Genomic DNA, 17068 nt, shown 5'->3' with positions numbered 1-17068 from the left:
ACAGACTCGAACGGATGACCCTGACGCTGCCCGACCTCGCCCCGCGCCCGTACGACGCCGATGCGATGTACGACGCCTTCGTGGGCTGGGCCGACGAGCGCGGCTTCGCGCTCTATCCCGCGCAAGACGAGGCGATCATCGAGATCGTGTCGGGCGCGAACGTGATCCTCTCCACGCCGACGGGCACGGGCAAGTCGCTCGTCGCGGTCGCGGCGCACGCGGCATCCGTCGCCCGAGGCGGCCGCACCTTCTACACGGCGCCCATCAAGGCGCTCGTGAGCGAGAAGTTCTTCCAGCTCGTCGAGATCTTCGGCGCGCAGAGCGTGGGCATGGTCACGGGGGACAGCTCGGTCAACGCGGATGCCCCGATCATCTGCTGCACGGCCGAGATCCTCGCGAACCTCGCACTCAGGCAGGGCGCGGATCTCGAGGTCGACCAGGTCGTCATGGACGAGTTCCACTACTACGGCGATCCCGAGCGCGGCTGGGCGTGGCAGGTGCCGCTCATCACCCTCACGCGCGCGCAGTTCATCCTCATGTCGGCGACGCTCGGCGACGTCACCGCGATCGCCGACGACCTCACTCGCCGCACGGGCCGCGAGACCGCGCGCGTCACGGGCGTCGACCGGCCGGTGCCGCTGCACTTCTCCTATGCGAAGACCCCCGTACAGGAGACCGTCGAAGAACTGCTCGAGACGCGTCAGGCGCCGGTGTACATCGTGCACTTCTCGCAGGCCGCTGCGATGGAGCGGGCCCAGGCGCTCTCGTCGATCCGCATCGTCTCGCGCGAGCAGCGCGACGAGATCGCCGACGCGATCGGCGGGTTCCGCTTCACCACGGCCTTCGGCAAGACCCTCTCGCGGCTCGTTCGCGCCGGCATCGGCGTGCACCATGCGGGCATGCTCCCGCGCTACCGGCGGCTCGTCGAGACCCTCGCGCAGCGCGGGCTCCTGCGCGTCATCTGCGGCACCGACACTCTCGGCGTCGGCATCAACGTGCCGATCCGCACGGTGCTCATCACGGCGCTCGCGAAGTTCGACGGCACGAAGATGCGGCAGATCAGCGCGCGCGAGTTCCACCAGATCGCGGGGCGCGCCGGCCGCGCAGGCTACGACACCGCGGGCACCGTCGTCGTGCTCGCGCCCGAGCACGAGATCGACAACGAGACGTCCGTGCGCAAGGCGGGCGACGATCCGAAGAAGCTCAAGAAGGTCGTGCGCAAGAAGGCCCCGGCCGGGCAGATCACGTGGGGCGAGGGCTCGTTCGAGCGACTCGTCGCCGCCGAGCCCGAGCCGCTCACGCCCCACCTGCAGCTGAGTGCCGCGATGCTCATCAACGTGATCGGGCGCGGTGGCGACGTCATCGGAAACATCCGCTCGCTCGTGACCGACAACCACGAGCCGCGGGCGCGGCAGTTCGAGCTCGCCCGGCGCGCGCTCGAGATCTTCCGGACCCTGCGCGATGCGGGCGTGGTCGAGATCGTGCCGACGCCCGATGCCGCGCCGCCGATCGTGCGCCTCACGGTCGACCTGCCGCCGAACTTCGCGCTGAACCAGCCGTTGTCGCCGTTCGCGCTCGCGGCGATCGAGCTGCTCGACCCCGACGCGGCGCCCGGGTCGGGGATCGCGACCGGCCACTACGCGCTCGACGTCGTGAGCGTGATCGAGTCGACCCTCGACGACCCGCGGCCGATCCTCTCGCAGCAGCAGTACAAGGCTCGCGGCGAGGCCGTCGCCGCGATGAAGCGCGATGGTGTCGAGTACGACCAGCGCATGGAGCTGCTCGAAGAGGTCACGTGGCCCAAGCCCCTCGACGAGCTGCTCGCGCAGGCCTTCGAGACCTTCGCATCGAGCCAGCCGTGGGTGCGCGACTTCGAGCTGTCGCCGAAGTCGGTCGTGCGCGACATGTTCGAGCGAAGCATGTCGTTCGGAGAATACGTCTTCCACTACCAGCTCGCGCGCAGCGAGGGGCTCGTGCTGCGCTACCTCTCCGACGCGTTCCGCGCGATCCGGCAGACGGTGCCCACCGAGGCGAAGAACGAGGAGCTGCTCGACATCATCGAGTGGCTCGGCGAGCTCGTGCGGCAGGTCGACTCGAGCCTCGTCGACGAGTGGAACGAGCTCGTCGATCCCACGGCGCACCTGCCAGAAGACGACGCGCCCGTCGTTCCGCCCGCACCGCCGTCGGTCGTCACGAACCGTCGCGCGTTCATGGTGCTCGTACGCAACGAGCTGTTCCGCCGCGTGCAGCTCGCGGCGCTGCAGCGCGACGACGAGCTCGCCGAACTCGACCCCGACGTCGACTGGCCGGGCGCGCTCGACCGCTACTACGACGAGCACGACGAGATCGGCACGGGCGGCGCTGCACGCTCGCCCGCGCTCGTCACGATCGATGAGACGGATGCCGCGAACGGCACCTGGCGCGTCGAGCAGACGATCGACGACCCCGCGGGCGACCACGACTGGCGCATCCGCGCGGAGGTCGACCTCGATGCCTCGGCCGAGGAGGGCGCGGCCGTCGTGCGCGTCACCGAGGTGCTGCGCCTCTAGCCGCCCGGTGGTTGAGTAGCGCCCGGCGGAGCCGGACGCGTATCGAAACCACCATTGGGCACGGGTGGTTTCGATACGCCTGCTTCGCTGGCTACTCAACCACCGGGGTTGGTCACGCCACGGCGAGCATGCCTGCCGCCGTGAGTGCGAGCACGAGTCCCGCCCACTGCACCGGCGCGATGCGCTCCTTCAGCACGACCGCGGCGAGCAGGATCGTGCCGGCCGGATACATCGCCCCGAGCACTGCAGCCACCGAGAGGTCGCCCGCGCGGATGCCGAGCAGGAGCAGCCCGTTGGCGACCACGTCGACCACGCCGCACGCGATCGCGAGCAGTCCGGTGGTTGAGTAGCGCCCGGCGAAGCCGGACGCGTATCGAAGCCACCTCGGAGCATCCCCCGATGCCGGAATCCCCGCGATCTCCGGCGAGGCACCCACCGCGATCACCGCCGGCTGCGGCATCCGCTCGTCCTTCATTTCGCGTGCAGCCCGACGCGACACGGCGATGAGCGCCAGGACGCCGATCACCGTGAGCATGATCGCGGCGGTGACGCAACGGTTGAGGAGCAATGGCACGACGCCGCTCTCATCCGAGGTCTGGTCGATCGCGATGAGGAAGCCGCCGATTCCGATGCCGGAACCCACCGCCAGGAGGAGGCCGCGAGGTTGCGGCCGCACCGCCCCGCGCTCAGGAACGAAGCCCACGAGCACCACCGCGAGGAGCGCGAGGCCGAGCGCCCAATACCCGAGCGAGCCGAATCGCTCGCCGTTCACGAGCAGCCCCCAGATCATCGGCACCGTCGCAGAGATCACGGCGGTGAGGGGCGAGAGGATGCTCATCGGCCCGATGGCGAGGCAGGCGTAGAGCAGCGAGATGCCGATCGCGCCCGAGATCCCGGAGAGCAGGCCCCACGTGACGTCGTGCGTGCTCCACGTGCCGCCGAGCACGGGATAGGCGGCGACGAGCACGACGAGTCCTGCGAGTGCCGCGATCGCCGCCACGAGCATCGCGCTCATGCGCTTGGCGGCGAGCCCTCCGAGGAAATCGGCCGCGCCGTAGACGAGCGCCCCGGTGAGGGAGAGGGCAGCGGTGAGCATGGTCGTCCCAGCGTATCCGGCGTGGTTCTGCTCATTCGAGCGGACCGAATGGCGGCCGATGCTCATGTGCGCAGACGCGCATGAACGCCGTGTGAAATCGACGAATCAATCGTCGGCACACCCTTGGAAATGGGCACTCCGCGCTCATAGGCTACGGGCACAGTCCCCGAGGAACGCGCCCGAGTGCGAGTCGTGTGAGCCGGGCGCGAACGCTTGAGGAGAGTCATGCAACGTCGCACCACCCAACGCCTTTCTGCCGTGGCCATCGCCGCGGCAGGCACTTTGTTCGCCGGGGTGTTCGCAGCGCCCCCCGCGTTCGCCGCCGAACCGACGCACAGCATCGCTCAGGTCCAGGGCACCAACGTCGCGACGTCGCCGCTCGTCGGCGCGACCGTCACGGTCGAGGGCGTCGTCACCGCCGACCATCGCACGGGCGGGTACCGTGGCATCTACCTGCAGACCGCGGGCTCTGGCGGGGCCGCGGATGCCACGCCGAATGCCTCAGACGGCATCTTCATCTTCCTCTCCAGCGCCAATCCCGCGGTCGCGATCGGCGACAAGGTGCGCGTCACCGGCCGGGTGAGCGAGTTCAACGGCAACACGCAGATCACGGGCTCCGCCGCCGGCGCGGTCGAACTCGTGCAGGCCGGGGTGGGCGTGCCCGCCCTCACCCCCATGCCCGCCACGGTGCTCGGCGCCGCTCGTGAGGCGTTCGAGGGCATGCTCGTGCAGCCCAGCGGAACGCACCGCCTCATCTCGAGCCACAACCTCCTGCGCTTCGGTGAACTCTGGCTGAACGCCGGCAACGCGATGCCCATCGAGCCGTTCGAGAGCGCAGCCCCCGGCTCGACCGCGGCGAACAACGCCAACACCGCGAACCGCGCGAGCCGGCTCCTCCTCGACGACGGCTACAGCATCGGCATCCGCAACTCCAACGGCTCCGACAACCCGGCACACCCCGGCGACCAGCCCTACCTCACGAAAGACGCGGTCGTGCGCAACGGCGACGCCGTGAACTTCCCCGCCGGCGGATACGTGCTGAACTTCGACTTCGGCGAATGGCGCCTGCAGCCGCCGGTGCCCATCACCGACGCGAGCGACGCATCGCTCAAGCCCACGTTCACCGCCGCGAACCCCCGCCCCGCTGCGGCTCCCGCGGTCGGCGGCGACGTCTCGGTCGCGGGCTTCAACGTGCTGAACTACTTCACGACGTTCTCCGATGACAACCCCGACGCTCGCGGCGCAGCGAACGCCGCCGAGTTCGCCATCCAGAAGTCGAAGATCGTCACGGCGATCAACGCCCTCGACGCCGACATCGTGGCGCTCCAGGAGATCGAGAACTCCGTGAAGCTCGGCGAGGCGCCCGACGAGGCGCTCGCCGACCTCGTCGCCGGCCTCAACCAGGCCGCCGGCTCCCAGGTGTGGAAGTTCGTGCCCACGCCCGCGGCGCTGCACGACGCGGCGATCACCGACTTCATCACGAACGCGATCATCTACCGCGCGGCCGCCGTCAAGCCGGTCGACGCGGCCAAGACGATCGTCGACGAGACCGTGTGGGACATCGCGCGTGAGCCGATCGCCCAGACCTTCAAGTACGACAAGCAGTTCGTGACCGTCGTCGCCAACCACTTCAAGTCGAAGAGCGGCACCGACCCGAGCCCCCAGCCCGGTCAAGACGCGTTCAACGACGAGCGGGTCGAGCAGTCCCAGTCGCTGCTCACCTTCGCGCAGGGCCTCTCAGTAGACCGGAAGACCGACATCTTCCTCGTCGGAGACTTCAACGCCTACGCGAAGGAAGACCCCATCAAGGTCTTCGCCGACGCGGGTTGGAGCGACATCCTGCCGAAGAAGGCCGCAGGCCAGTACACGTACTCGTTCGACGGCGAGCTCGGCTCGCTCGACCACGTCATCGCGTCGAAGTCGGCCACCGACAAGGTGACCAAAGCCGGCGTGTGGTCGATCAACTCGGCCGAGTGGTCCGGTCGCGAGTACTGGGGTCCGGCGAGCGAAGCCGGCACCCCCTACCGCTCGAGCGACCACGACCCGATCCTCGTCGGCGTGGGCACGGAGTCGGCGCCCTCGACGGTCGAGATCGACGTCGTGACCGTGAACGACTTCCACGGTCGCATCGAGCAGTCCGCGCCGTCCGGCGGCATCGCGGCGCTCTCCACCGCGGTCAAGCAGATCCGCGCCGAGAACCCGAACACCGTGTTCGCGGCAGCGGGCGACATGATCGGCGCCTCGACGTTCACGTCGTTCATCCAGCAGGACGTGCCGACGATCGAAGCGCTCAACGCCGCCGGGCTCGAGGTGAGCTCGGTCGGCAACCACGAGTTCGACCAGGGCTTCGCCGACCTCACCGATCGCGTGATGCCGCTCGCCCTCTGGGAGTACCTCGGCGCCAACGTCTACGACAAGGCGACCGGAAAGCCGGCATTGCCCGAGTACTGGATCCAGTCGTTCGACGGCGTCAACGTGGGCTTCATCGGAGCGGTCACCGACGAGCTCCCGTCACTCGTGAGCCCCGGCGGCATCGCCGAGATCACGGTGGGCGACGTCGCCGAGGCCGCGAACCGCGTCGCGGCGCAGTTGAGCGACGGCAAGAAGGACAACGGCGAAGCCGACATCCTCATCCTGCTCGTGCACGAGGGCGCGGCGACGACCGACGTGGCGTCGGCGGTCGATCCCGCGACGCGCTTCGGCAAGATCGTGCTCAACACGACCGCCGAGGTCGACGCGATCGTCTCGGGTCACACCCATCTCGCCTACAACCACGTGATCGACGGCCGGCCCGTGATCTCGAGCGGCCAGTACGGCGAGAAGTTCTCCAAGATGGAGATCCAGTTCGATCGCGCGGCGAAGAAGATCTCCAAGATCACCAACGAGGTCTACAACCTCATGGACGGCGCGACGCCGCTCTACCTCGACGACCCCGAGGTCAAGCCGATCGTCGACCAGGCGAAGATCGTCGCCGATGAACTCGGCAATGTCGTGCTGGGAGAGGCGAGCGCGAACTTCAACCGGGCCGCGTTCGCACCCCTCGGTGGCGCCTCCTACCCCGAGAACCGCGGTGGTGAGTCGACGCTCGGCAACTTCGTCGCCGACGTGCAGCTCTGGGCGCTCAATGAAGACGGCACTCGCGAGGTCGATGTCACGTTCATGAACCCGGGCGGCCTGCGGGCGAATATCGAGTCGGGCGAGGTCACGTATCGCGAGGCCGCTGCGGTGCAGCCGTTCGCGAACACGCTCGTCACGATGAATCTCACCGGAGCGAAGATCAAGGACGTGCTCGAGGACCAGTGGCAGCCGGCTGGGGCATCCAGGCCGTTCCTCAAGCTCGGCGTGAGCGAGGGGCTGACCTACACGTACGACCCGACGGCGGCGAAGGGTTCGCACATCACGAGCATTCGCCTGAACGGCGAGCCGCTCGATCCCGCGGCGACGTACTCGGTCGGCGTGAACTCGTTCCTCGGCACCGGTGGAGACAACTTCCTCACCCTCGCGACGGGCACGAGCAAGGCCGACAGCGGCAAGGTCGACCTCGAGTCGATGGTCGACTGGTACGCCGCCCACGGCACTGCGACGCCTGACTACGCGCAGCGCGCGGTCGGAGTCAAGGTCTCGGCTCCCGACGCCGACGGCTACGACGTGGGCGACCAGGTGACGGTCAACCTCTCGTCGCTCGACTTCAGCACGAACGAGCCCGCGGCCGGAACCGTCGTCGTCTCGCTCGGCGGCGTCGACCTCGCGAGCGCGCCGGTCGACCGGTCGTTCACGCCGACGCTCGACAACATCGGCCAGGCGACGGTGGTCTTCACGATCCCCGAGGGAGCGAGCGGCGCGCAGACGTTCGAGATCTCGGTGCCGACAACCGGCACGTCGAGCTCGTTCACCCTGACCGTCGACTGATCGAACACCGCACCACCGATGAGGCCGGGCACGCGAGTGTCCGGCCTCATCGGCGTCTCGAGCGATCTCGAGCTCGCCCGGTTCGGAGTGGCGATGAAGCATCCGGATGACTCGTCCTCCACCGGTCGCCGCGCTCGATCGGCCCCGCTCAGCCGCTGCCGGGCAGCCGGTCCGTCAGCGGCGCTCGTTACACTCGACGAGTGAACTCGAACGCGCAGCCCGATTCGGCCGAGGAGGTCCCCTGGGATCCCGACGAGTTCGCGCCACCGCCCGATGACGACTGGGTTCCGCCCGCCGACGACGGCTGGTCGGGCGCACCCTCGAACGAAAGGGGAGCCGGCTTCGGTTCCTCGCCGCGAGGCGCCGGGCACGGCGCTGCTCGCAACACGACCCGCAACACGACCGCGGCCATGCCCGGCGGCGTCGCCCCGGCCCGCTTCGCGACGGCGGCCGAGGCGCTGCACACGGTGTTCGGCTTCGACGCGTTCCGCGGCGAGCAGGCCGAGATCATCGAGCAGGTCACGTCGGGCGGCGACGCCGTCGTGCTCATGCCCACCGGCGGCGGCAAGAGTCTCTGCTACCAGATCCCGTCACTGCTCCGCGAGGGCACCGGCATCGTGGTCTCGCCGCTCATCGCGCTCATGCACGACCAGGTCGACGCGCTCGTCCGCAACGGTGTGCGGGCCGCCTACCTCAATTCGAGCCAGCAGCCCGCCGAGCGTGCCGACGTCGAGCGGGCCTACGTCGCGGGTGAGCTCGACCTCCTCTACGTCGCGCCCGAGCGCCTGAACACCGAGTCGGCCAAGCAGCTCCTCGCGCGCGGCAAGGTCGCGCTCTTCGCGATCGACGAGGCGCACTGCGTCGCACAATGGGGCCACGACTTCCGCCCCGACTATCTCGCGCTCTCCGAGCTCGCCGAGCGCTGGCCCGACGTGCCGCGCATCGCGCTCACCGCCACCGCCACTGACGCCACCCACCGCGAGATCACCGACCGGCTCTCGCTCAGCGGGGCCAAGCACTTCGTCTCGAGCTTCGACCGCCCGAACATCCAGTACCGCATCGCGCCCAAGCTCGAGGTGCGCAAGCAGCTGCTCGACTTCGTCCGCAGCGAGGGTGTGGATGCCGCAGGCAATCCGGTCTCGGGCATCATCTACGCCCTCTCCCGCGCCACCACCGAGAAGACCGCCGCCTTCCTCGCCGCGAACGGCGTGAACGCGCTGCCCTACCACGCCGGACTCGACGCCGCGCTCCGCCGTCGCACGCAAGAGCGGTTCCTCCGCGAAGACGGCGTCGTCATCGTCGCGACCATCGCGTTCGGCATGGGCATCGACAAGCCCGATGTTCGATTCGTGGCGCACATCGACCTGCCGAAGTCGGTCGAGGGCTACTACCAGGAGACGGGCCGTGCCGGCCGCGACGGCGCCCCGGCCACCGCCTGGCTCGCCTACGGTCTGCAAGACGTCGTGCAGCAGCGCCGCATGATCGACGAGAGTCCCGGAGACCTCGCGCATCGTCGCCGCCTGGCGCAACACCTCGACGCGATGCTCGCGCTCTGCGAGACCGTGCAGTGCCGACGCCAGAACCTGCTCGGTTACTTCGGCCAGGCGAGCCAGCCGTGCGGCAACTGCGACACGTGCCTCGAGCCGCCCGCCTCGTGGAACGGCACCGTGCCGGCACAGAAGCTCATGTCGACGATCGTGCGCCTGCAGCGTGAGCGCCGGCAGAAGTTCGGCGCCGGGCACCTCATCGACATCCTGCGCGGCAAAGAGACGCCGCGCTCGCGCCAGTACGACCACGATTCGCTCACCACGTGGGGCATCGGCCAAGACCTCAGCGAACAGCAGTGGCGAAGTGTCGTGCGGCAGCTGCTCGCGCAGGGCCTGCTCGCCACGCACGGCGAGTACGGCACGCTCACGGTCACCGAGGCATCCGCCGCCGTGCTCGCGGGCAGGCACGAGGTGGCGCTCCGCACCGAACCCGAACGCATCACCCGGTCACGCGGGCCGAAGGCCGCCGCCGCCTCGGCAGATCTCAGCCCGCTCGAGCTCGAGCTGTTCGAGGCGCTGCGCGCGTGGCGAGCGGGTGAGGCGCGCGAGCAGGGAGTGCCCGCCTACATCGTGTTCGGCGACGCCACGCTTCGCGCCGTCGCGCAAGCGCGTCCCGCTGCCATCGGCGAGCTCGACGGCATCACCGGCATCGGAGCGAAGAAGCTCGAAGCCTACGGCGAGGCACTGATCCGGGTCGTCGCCGCGGCCTGATCACGTTCGGCGCAGCATTCGGATAAGCGGATGCCGCGGCATCCGATTGTCGATGGTCCTACGTGGGCCCGACTCGGCTTTGTAGGGTCTCGACAGGCGCATCCGAGCGGTCGCGGGCGCGGTTTGTAGGCCCGGGACGCACGGTTTCGGGCGCGCGAGGTGCGGTCATACCGTGGAAGTGAGCCTCGACCGCAGGCGAGCCTTGACCACAGGCGAAGCCTGATCGCAGGCGCTGCCTGACGGCAGACGAAGCCTGACCGCAGACGAAGGACGAAACCGACGATGGTTGACACGGCACCCAGCACTTCCTCGAAGACCTCAGAGTCGACGACCCAGCCCGCAGCCCGCACTTCCGGCGCCGTCGACTCGGCGCAGAAGCCGGCCCGTCCGGCAGCCGGCACGCCTGCACCGGCACCATCGCCGGCAACGGTCGCGACCGCGCACGGCGCAGCACCGAAGGTCGACGTCGCCACCCTAGGCCGTCAGTTGCTCGGCACCTGGGCCGACCTGCGCCTCGTCGCGCGCGAGCGCGCCGCGCACCCCGACCTGCAGCGCATCGAGGGCCAGTCGATGGAGGAGCACCGCGAGCGCGTGCTCCAACAACTGAAGATCCTCGTCGAACACGGCGCGGTCCACCGCGCGTTCCCGAAGTCGCTCGGCGGGCACGACGACCACGGCGGCAACATCGCCGGGTTCGAGGAGCTCGTGCTCGCCGATCCGAGCCTCCAGATCAAGTCGGGTGTGCAGTGGGGCCTGTTCGGTGCAGCGGTGCTGCACCTCGGCACCGAGTACCACCACCAGACCTTCCTGCCCGACATCATGACGCTCGAGGTGCCCGGCGCGTTCGCGATGACCGAGACGGGTCACGGCTCGGATGTCGCGGCGATCGGCACCACGGCCACCTACGACGAGTCGACGCAGGAGTTCGTCATCGACACTCCGTTCCGCGGCGCCTGGAAGGACTACCTCGGCAACGCGGCACTGCACGGCACCGCGGCGGTGGTCTTCGCGCAGCTCATCACGAAGGGCGTGAACCACGGCGTGCACGCCTTCTACGTGCCGCTGCGCGACGCCGATGGCGGCTTCCTGCCGGGCATCGGCGGCGAAGACGACGGCCTGAAGGGCGGCCTCAACGGCATCGACAACGGCCGCCTGCACTTCACCGACGTGCGCGTGCCCCGCGTGAACCTGTTGAACCGCTATGGCGACGTCGCCGAAGACGGCACCTACTCGAGCCCGATCGCGAGCTCGGGCCGCCGCTTCTTCACGATGCTCGGCACTCTCGTGCAGGGTCGCGTGTCGCTCGACGGCGCCGCGACGAGCGCTGCGGCGATGGCGCTCACGATCGCGATCACCTACGGCAACCAGCGCCGCCAGTTCACCGCGGGCAGCGACACCGACGAAGAGGTGCTGCTCGATTACCAGCGCCACCAGCGCCGGCTGCTGCCGAAGCTCGCCACGACGTACGCGCAGATCTTCGCGCACGACGAGTTCCTCGTGAAGTTCGACGAGGTGTTCTCCGGCAAGGCCGACACCGACGACGACCGCCAAGACCTCGAGACGATCGCGGCAGCGCTCAAGCCGCTCTCCACGTGGCACGCGCTCGAGACGCTCCAGGAGGCGCGCGAGGCCAGTGGCGGCGCCGGCTTCCTCGCCGAGAACCGCATCGTCGGCCTGCGTCAGGACCTCGACATCTACGTCACCTTCGAGGGCGACAACAACGTGTTGCTGCAGCTCGTGGCCAAGCGCCTGCTCACCGACTACTCGAAGCAGTTCGCGAATGCGGATGCCGGCGTCATGGCCCGCTATGTCGTGCAGCAGACGGCCGACCGCGCCTACCACGGCACCGGCTTGCGCCGCCTGGCGCAGACGATCGCCGACTTCGGTTCGACCGCCCGTTCGGTCGCCGAGCTCCGCGACACGAACACGCAGCGCGAGCTGCTCACCGATCGCGTCGAGGCGATGATCGGCGACATCGCGGGTCGCCTGCGAGAGGCCCGGAAGCTGCCGAAGTCGGATGCCGCGGCGGTCTTCAATCGCAACCAGAACGAGCTCATCGAAGCCGCACGGGCGCACGCCGAGCTGCTCCAGTGGGAGGCGTTCACGCGGGCCCTCGAGCGCACGACCGATGCAGGAACGAAGCAAGTGCTCACCTGGGTGCGCGACCTGTTCGGGCTCGGCCTCATCGAGAAGCACCTCGCGTGGTACCTCATCAACGGCCGGCTCTCGCCGCAGCGCGCGCAAGCCGTGACCGCCTACATCGACCGGCTCATCGAGCGGTTGCGCCCGCATGCGCAAGACCTCGTCGACGCGTTCGGCTACCGCCCCGAGCACTTGCGCGCGAAGATCGCGTCGGGCGCCGAGCAGGAACGTCAAGACGAGGCCCGCGCTTACTACGCGGCGCAGCGCGCCGCGGGCACGCTTCCCGTTCCCGAGAAGTCGAAGAAGTAACGGCCGGTGGTCGAGTAGCGTCGCGCGTCGCGGCGCGCTACTCGACCACCGCTGCGTCACCGGCGCAAGCCGCGATAGGCGGCCGCCGCGAGCGGCAGGAACACGAGGGTGATCACAAGCGGCCACACGGATGCCGCGAGCACCGCGTTCTCGGCCAGCCACCCGCTCGTCGCACCCGTCGGATTGCCGAAGAGCTCGCGGGTCGCCGTCGCGGTGGCGGAGACCGGATTCCACTCGGCGACGGTTCCGAGCCAGCCGGGCATCGTCTCGGCCGACACGAACACGGTTGAGAGGAATCCGATCGGCCAGACGAGCACCTGCACGGCCGTCGTCGCGCCTGCGCCCCGGAAGCTCAACCCGAGGTAGATACCGAGCCAGAGCAGCGCGAACCGCAGCCAGAGCAGCAGCACGACGGCGAGCACGATCTCGGCGGGGCCCGTGGTCGGCCGCCAGCCGATGAGGAGACCGCCGAGCATCAGCACCCCGAGGCTCAGCGCCGACGATGCGAGGTCGGCGATCGCCCGGCCGAGGGCGACCGACGCGCTCGAGAGCGGCAGGGAGCGGAACCGATCGGTGATGCCGCGCTTCGCGTCCTCGGCCATCGCCGTCATCGTGCTCTCGAGCCCGAAGAGCATCGTGAGTGCGAACATGCCCGGCAGGAGGAAGGCGATGTAGTCGCCTCCGCCCGGCACGTCGATCGCGCCGCCGAAGAGGAAGCCGAACATGAGCAGCAGCATGACGTTGAACGCGAGGCCGAAGATGAGGCCCCAGGGCTCGCGCACCCAGTGCAGCACGTCGCGGCCGGCGATCAGCCAGCCCTCCCTCACGGCGTTCGGCCGGCGGTCCCGCGTCTCGCCCGGGGCGTGGGTGATGGTCGTGGTCGTCATCGTGCCTCCTCGTGTGCTGGTTGCTGCGCGGCATCCGCGGCGCCGGGTTGCCCGGTGAGGTGCAGGAACACCTCGTCGAGCGTCGGTCGCCGCAGGGCGAGGTCGTCGATCGCGATGCCCGCGAGATCGAGCTCGCGCACGATCGGAGTGAGCGCCTTCGCGCCGTCGGCGACCTCGACGGTGATCGTGCGGGTGTCGGGGTCGACGGATGCCGCAGCCGCCGCAACCCGGCCGATCACGTCGGCCGCCTGGGCCAGCAGCGCGGCGTCGGCGATCACCGCGTCGACGCGGTCGCCGCCGAGCCGTCGCTTGAGCTCGCTGGGGGAGCCCTCGGCGACGACCCGGCCGTGGTCCATCACCGAGATGCGGCTCGCGAGCTGGTCGGCCTCGTCGAGGTATTGCGTCGTGAGCAGCACGGTCGTGCCCGCCGCAGCGATCTCGCGCACGGCCTGCCAAACCGTGGCGCGACCGCGAGGGTCGAGTCCGGTGGTCGGCTCGTCGAGGAAGAGCATCGCCGGGGTGAGCACGAGGCCCGCGGAGATGTCGAGGCGCCGTCGCATGCCGCCCGAGAATCCCGAGACGGCGCGGTCGGCGGCATCCGTCAACTGGAACGACTCGAGCAGTTCGTCGGCGCGAGATCGGGCGCGAACCTTGGAGAGCCCGCTGAGCCGCGCGAACAGCACGAGGTTCTGGCGAGCGGTGAGCGCTTCGTCGACGGCGTGGAACTGGCCGACGAGGCCGATGCGCTCGCGCACGAGGGCGGGGTGCTGCCGTACGTCGATGCCGTCGATCGTCGCGGCGCCCTCGTCGATCGAGCTGAGGGTGGTGAGGCAGCGCACGGCCGTGGTCTTGCCGGCTCCATTCGGGCCGAGCAGGCCGTGCACCGTGCCGCGGGCGATCTCGAGGTCGAAGCCGTCGAGCGCGAGTGCGCGGCCGTAGTGCTTCCGGAGTCCGGTCGCACTGAGTGCGGTGGGCGTGCCGGGTGCGCTGGGAGGGCGGGTCGGTGTCAAGTTTCGTGGAGTCATCGTTTTCCTTAACGTACGGCGTACGGAATTATTCCGAGTGAAACCGTACACCATATGGAGAAAGTAGACTAGCCCGATGTCGACCGAATCGACGGGCCGTGGCGAGCCCGACCGCACGCTCGCGCTGCTGTGGCGCGATCGGCTCGGCGAGCCCACCGGTTCGCGGGGGCCGAAGCAGCGGTCGAGCGTCGACGAGGTCGTGAGCACCGCCATCCAGCTCGCCGATGAAGAGGGCATCGAGGCGGTGTCGATGCGGCGCATCGCCGACCGGCTCGGGCTCAAGCCCATGTCGGTCTACACCTACGTGCCGGGCAAAGCCGAGCTCATCGACCTCATGTTCGACCAGGTCGCGGGGGAGCAGGAGCTGCCGCCGCACACCGGCTCATTGCGCGAGCGACTCGAGCGCATCGCGCGGCTGCAGTGGCGCGACTACCTTCGGCACCCGTGGCTGCTCGCGATCGACACGAGCCGCCCTCCGCTCGGGCCGAACGTGTCGGACCGCTGGGAGTGGGCGCTCACCGCCATCGAGGGGCTCGGGCTCACCGATCTCGACATGGACCAGGTCATCACGCTCGTCGTCGGGTACGTGTCGGGCCCGGCGCGTGCCTTCGTCGACGCAGAGCGGCTCCTGCGCGCGACCGAGGAGAGCGACCAGGAGTGGTGGGAGCGCAACGCCCCGATCCTCGAGCAGGTCATGGAGCCGGGTCGGTACGAGATCTCAGGAAGGGTCGGACAAGCGGCGGGCGAGGCGTACGCCGCAGTCGCCGACCCGGCACGCGCCTTCGAGTTCGGGCTCGCGCGCGTCATCGACGGCATCGAGTCGTACATCGCCGACGTCGGCGAAGCGCGTGCCGGCGAACCGCGTGCCGGCGAAGCGCGTGCCGGCGAAGCGCGCCTCGACTAACTCGTCGGCGGCGGCTTCATGAGGGCGCCCGTGGCAAGCCCGACGACGAGCCCGGCTGCCAGCCAGAGCCAGAACCCCGTCCAGAGGCTCACGCCCACGCCGACGATCGCCCCCACGACGAGTCCGACGATGAGCTGCGTGCGACGGGCATTCGGGGAGGACTCGGCCATCCCGCAAGCCTAGGCTGATCGCCCGCCGATCAGATGAGGCCGAGCCCGCGAACGGCCTCGCGCTCGTCTTCGAGCTCGGCGACGGATGCCGCGATGCGCTGCCGCGCGAAGTCGTCGACGTCGAGCCCCTGCACGATGCGCCAGGCCCCGTCGACGGACTCGACCGGGAACGAGGAGACGAGCCCTTCGGGCACGCCGTAGGAGCCGTCGGAGACGACTGCCGCGCTCGTCCAGCCGTCGGGCGTGCCGGCCACCCAGTCGCGCACGTGGTCGATCGTCGCTGCCGCCGCCGACGCCACCGATGACGAGCCGCGCACCTCGATGATCTCGGCACCGCGCTTCGCGACCCGCGGGATGAACTCGTCGACGAGCCACTCCTGTGCCGCATCGGGCCCTCCGAAGCGCGCCGCGAGCAACGCGGGCACCGGGTCGCCCGCCGCCGTGCCATGGGCGACATCGGGGAACTGGGTCGCCGAGTGGTTGCCCCAGATCGTCACCTGGCGCAGCTCGCCGACGGGGATCTCGAGCGCCTCGGCGAGCTGGCCGAGGGCGCGGTTGTGGTCGAGGCGAGTGAGGGCGGTGAAGCGCTCGGCCGGGACATCCGGAGCATGCGCCGCCGCGATGAGCGCGTTCGTGTTCGCCGGATTGCCGACCACCACGACGCGGATGTCGTCGGCGGCGCCGGCGTTGATGGCCTCGCCCTGCGGGCCGAAGATCCCGCCGTTCGCGGCGAGCAGGTCGCCACGCTCCACGCCGGCGGTGCGCGGCCGGGCGCCGACGAGCAGGCCGAGGTTCGCGCCGGAGAATGCCCTGGCGGCGTCGTCGTAGACGTCGACATGCGAGAGCAGCGGAAAGGCCGAGTCCTGGAGTTCGAGCGCGGCCCCCTCGGCCGCTCGCACGCCCTGCGGGATCTCGAGGAGGTTCAGGCGCACGGAGGTCTCGGGCCCGAGCATCGCGCCGGAGGCGATGCGGAAGAGCAGGGCGTAGCCGATCTGCCCGCCTGCGCCAGTGATGGTGATCGTGACCGGTGTGCGGCTCATGCTCCGAGCCTACGCCGCCGGTGCCGGGCCTCACGGCGGTGCGAAAGCCTGCGCGCCGGCATCGATCGTGTTCGTGTTCGCGTCACCTGATCGGGTGCTTACGGAGGGGTCACTGTGTGCCCTAGGTTTGCCCTCAACAGAACGCGAGCCTGAACGAGTCCAACCCGCGCACCTGCCAGTGCGACGGACTCGCGACATCTCCTCGTCCGTCCCGGGGGCGCGGCACAGGAGCACTCACCGCCTCCGCTTTTCGTCATTGGAGCCGAAAATGCGCAAGGTGTTCTTCGTTCTCAGCGGGCTCGTCGTGCTCGCCGTCGTCGTGCAGTTCTACCTCGCCGCCATCGGCGTGTTCAGTGAACCGGAAGACGAGCTGTTCGCCATCCACGGCACGAACGGCCGGATGGTGCTCCCGGTGCTCATCATCCTGTGGATCATCTCCGCGGCGCTTGCGAGAGCGGGCCGCGGAACGATCGGACTCACGTTCCTGGTGCTCGGACTGCTGCTCTTCCAGACAGTGCTGTTCATCCTCACCGGCCTGCTCACCGGAAGCACGCCGCCGCCCGACGGGCATGTCACCACGTCGGGAACGATCATGCTGGGCTTCCACGCGGTCAACGGGCTCGCGATCCTGTGGGTGTCGACGATCGTGCTGCATCGGTCGAAGCGGCTCGCCTTCTCGACTCCCGCCCGCGCAACGACCTCCGACGAGGAGCCTGAGGCCGTGCCGTCGTCGTCGCCATGACGACGCCGGCGTTCCGGCGCGGTCGCACCGCCGGGAA

11 protein-coding genes are annotated in these 17068 nt (G+C 69.5%); 6 read left to right on the top strand and 5 right to left on the bottom strand.

From position 1 onward, the window contains the following. The first annotated feature begins 14 nt into the window (after positions 1–14). On the top strand, positions 15–2549 hold the full coding sequence (locus ESP51_RS06260; protein ID WP_129520043.1) for a DEAD/DEAH box helicase: 2535 nt from the start codon (positions 15–17) through the stop codon (positions 2547–2549). Between the two features lie 112 nt (positions 2550–2661). Here the strand turns inward: ESP51_RS06260 and ESP51_RS06255 are convergent, their stop codons facing one another. Beyond that, complete coding sequence (locus ESP51_RS06255) at positions 2662–3645, bottom strand: EamA family transporter (RefSeq protein ID WP_129520042.1); 984 nt, start codon at positions 3643–3645, stop codon at positions 2662–2664. A gap of 225 nt (positions 3646–3870) precedes the next feature. Here ESP51_RS06255 and ESP51_RS06250 point away from each other — a divergent pair, with 225 nt between their 5' ends. The 3 genes from ESP51_RS06250 (at position 3871) to ESP51_RS06240 (ending at position 12263) form a co-directional block, all read left to right on the top strand. Beyond that, positions 3871–7554, top strand: coding sequence for an ExeM/NucH family extracellular endonuclease (locus ESP51_RS06250; protein WP_129520041.1), 3684 nt, complete (start codon positions 3871–3873; stop codon positions 7552–7554). A 410-nt stretch (positions 7555–7964) separates the two neighbouring features. Beyond that, on the top strand, positions 7965–9812 hold the full coding sequence (gene recQ, locus ESP51_RS06245; RefSeq protein ID WP_129520096.1) for a DNA helicase RecQ: 1848 nt from the start codon (positions 7965–7967) through the stop codon (positions 9810–9812). A gap of 282 nt (positions 9813–10094) precedes the next feature. Further along, complete coding sequence (locus tag ESP51_RS06240) at positions 10095–12263, top strand: acyl-CoA dehydrogenase family protein (protein ID WP_129520040.1); 2169 nt, start codon at positions 10095–10097, stop codon at positions 12261–12263. A gap of 56 nt (positions 12264–12319) precedes the next feature. Here the strand turns inward: ESP51_RS06240 and ESP51_RS06235 are convergent, their stop codons facing one another. Then, the gene (locus tag ESP51_RS06235) at positions 12320–13150 is read right to left on the bottom strand and encodes an ABC transporter permease (protein ID WP_129520039.1); all 831 of its coding nucleotides are present in this window, start codon (positions 13148–13150) and stop codon (positions 12320–12322) included. Further along, a complete protein-coding gene (locus ESP51_RS06230; protein WP_129520038.1) occupies positions 13147–14175 on the bottom strand; it encodes an ATP-binding cassette domain-containing protein in 1029 nt (342 codons plus the stop codon). The genes ESP51_RS06235 and ESP51_RS06230 overlap by 4 nt, the downstream gene beginning before the upstream one ends. Before the next feature lie 76 nt (positions 14176–14251). Between ESP51_RS06230 and ESP51_RS06225 the strand changes: the two genes are divergently transcribed. After that, complete coding sequence (locus ESP51_RS06225; RefSeq protein WP_129520037.1) at positions 14252–15079, top strand: TetR/AcrR family transcriptional regulator; 828 nt, start codon at positions 14252–14254, stop codon at positions 15077–15079. On the opposite strand, the gene ESP51_RS06220 is transcribed toward ESP51_RS06225, so the two are convergent. Both ESP51_RS06220 and ESP51_RS06215 read right to left on the bottom strand, forming a co-directional pair. Further along, on the bottom strand, positions 15076–15249 hold the full coding sequence (locus ESP51_RS06220) for an HPP family protein (RefSeq protein ID WP_129520036.1): 174 nt from the start codon (positions 15247–15249) through the stop codon (positions 15076–15078). The genes ESP51_RS06225 and ESP51_RS06220 overlap by 4 nt on opposite strands. A gap of 29 nt (positions 15250–15278) precedes the next feature. After that, on the bottom strand, positions 15279–16289 hold the full coding sequence (locus ESP51_RS06215) for a malate dehydrogenase (RefSeq protein ID WP_129520035.1): 1011 nt from the start codon (positions 16287–16289) through the stop codon (positions 15279–15281). Between the two features lie 268 nt (positions 16290–16557). On the opposite strand from ESP51_RS06215, the gene ESP51_RS06210 reads away from it, so the two are divergent. Then, on the top strand, positions 16558–17031 hold the full coding sequence (locus ESP51_RS06210; RefSeq protein ID WP_129520034.1) for a DUF6220 domain-containing protein: 474 nt from the start codon (positions 16558–16560) through the stop codon (positions 17029–17031). The last annotated feature ends 37 nt before the right edge of the window (positions 17032–17068 follow it).

This window comes from Agromyces albus (assembly GCF_004134825.1).
In the GTDB taxonomy this organism is placed as follows: domain Bacteria; phylum Actinomycetota; class Actinomycetes; order Actinomycetales; family Microbacteriaceae; genus Agromyces; species Agromyces albus.
This window is presented reverse-complemented; position numbering and strand designations above follow the sequence as displayed.

Bases quoted from the DNA above. Each gene is read 5' to 3' on its own strand.
- ESP51_RS06235 (WP_129520039.1), bottom strand. From the start codon at position 13,150: ATGACGACCACGACCATCACCCACGCCCCGGGCGAGACGCGGGACCGC.
- ESP51_RS06255 (WP_129520042.1), bottom strand. From the start codon at position 3,645: ATGCTCACCGCTGCCCTCTCCCTCACCGGGGCGCTCGTCTACGGCGCG.
- recQ (WP_129520096.1), top strand. From the start codon at position 7,965: ATGCCCGGCGGCGTCGCCCCGGCCCGCTTCGCGACGGCGGCCGAGGCG.
- ESP51_RS06210 (WP_129520034.1), top strand. From the start codon at position 16,558: ATGCGCAAGGTGTTCTTCGTTCTCAGCGGGCTCGTCGTGCTCGCCGTC.
- ESP51_RS06260 (WP_129520043.1), top strand. From the start codon at position 15: ATGACCCTGACGCTGCCCGACCTCGCCCCGCGCCCGTACGACGCCGAT.
- ESP51_RS06240 (WP_129520040.1), top strand. From the start codon at position 10,095: ATGGTTGACACGGCACCCAGCACTTCCTCGAAGACCTCAGAGTCGACG.
- ESP51_RS06230 (WP_129520038.1), bottom strand. From the start codon at position 14,175: ATGACTCCACGAAACTTGACACCGACCCGCCCTCCCAGCGCACCCGGC.
- ESP51_RS06250 (WP_129520041.1), top strand. From the start codon at position 3,871: ATGCAACGTCGCACCACCCAACGCCTTTCTGCCGTGGCCATCGCCGCG.
- ESP51_RS06220 (WP_129520036.1), bottom strand. From the start codon at position 15,249: ATGGCCGAGTCCTCCCCGAATGCCCGTCGCACGCAGCTCATCGTCGGA.
- ESP51_RS06215 (WP_129520035.1), bottom strand. From the start codon at position 16,289: ATGAGCCGCACACCGGTCACGATCACCATCACTGGCGCAGGCGGGCAG.
- ESP51_RS06225 (WP_129520037.1), top strand. From the start codon at position 14,252: ATGTCGACCGAATCGACGGGCCGTGGCGAGCCCGACCGCACGCTCGCG.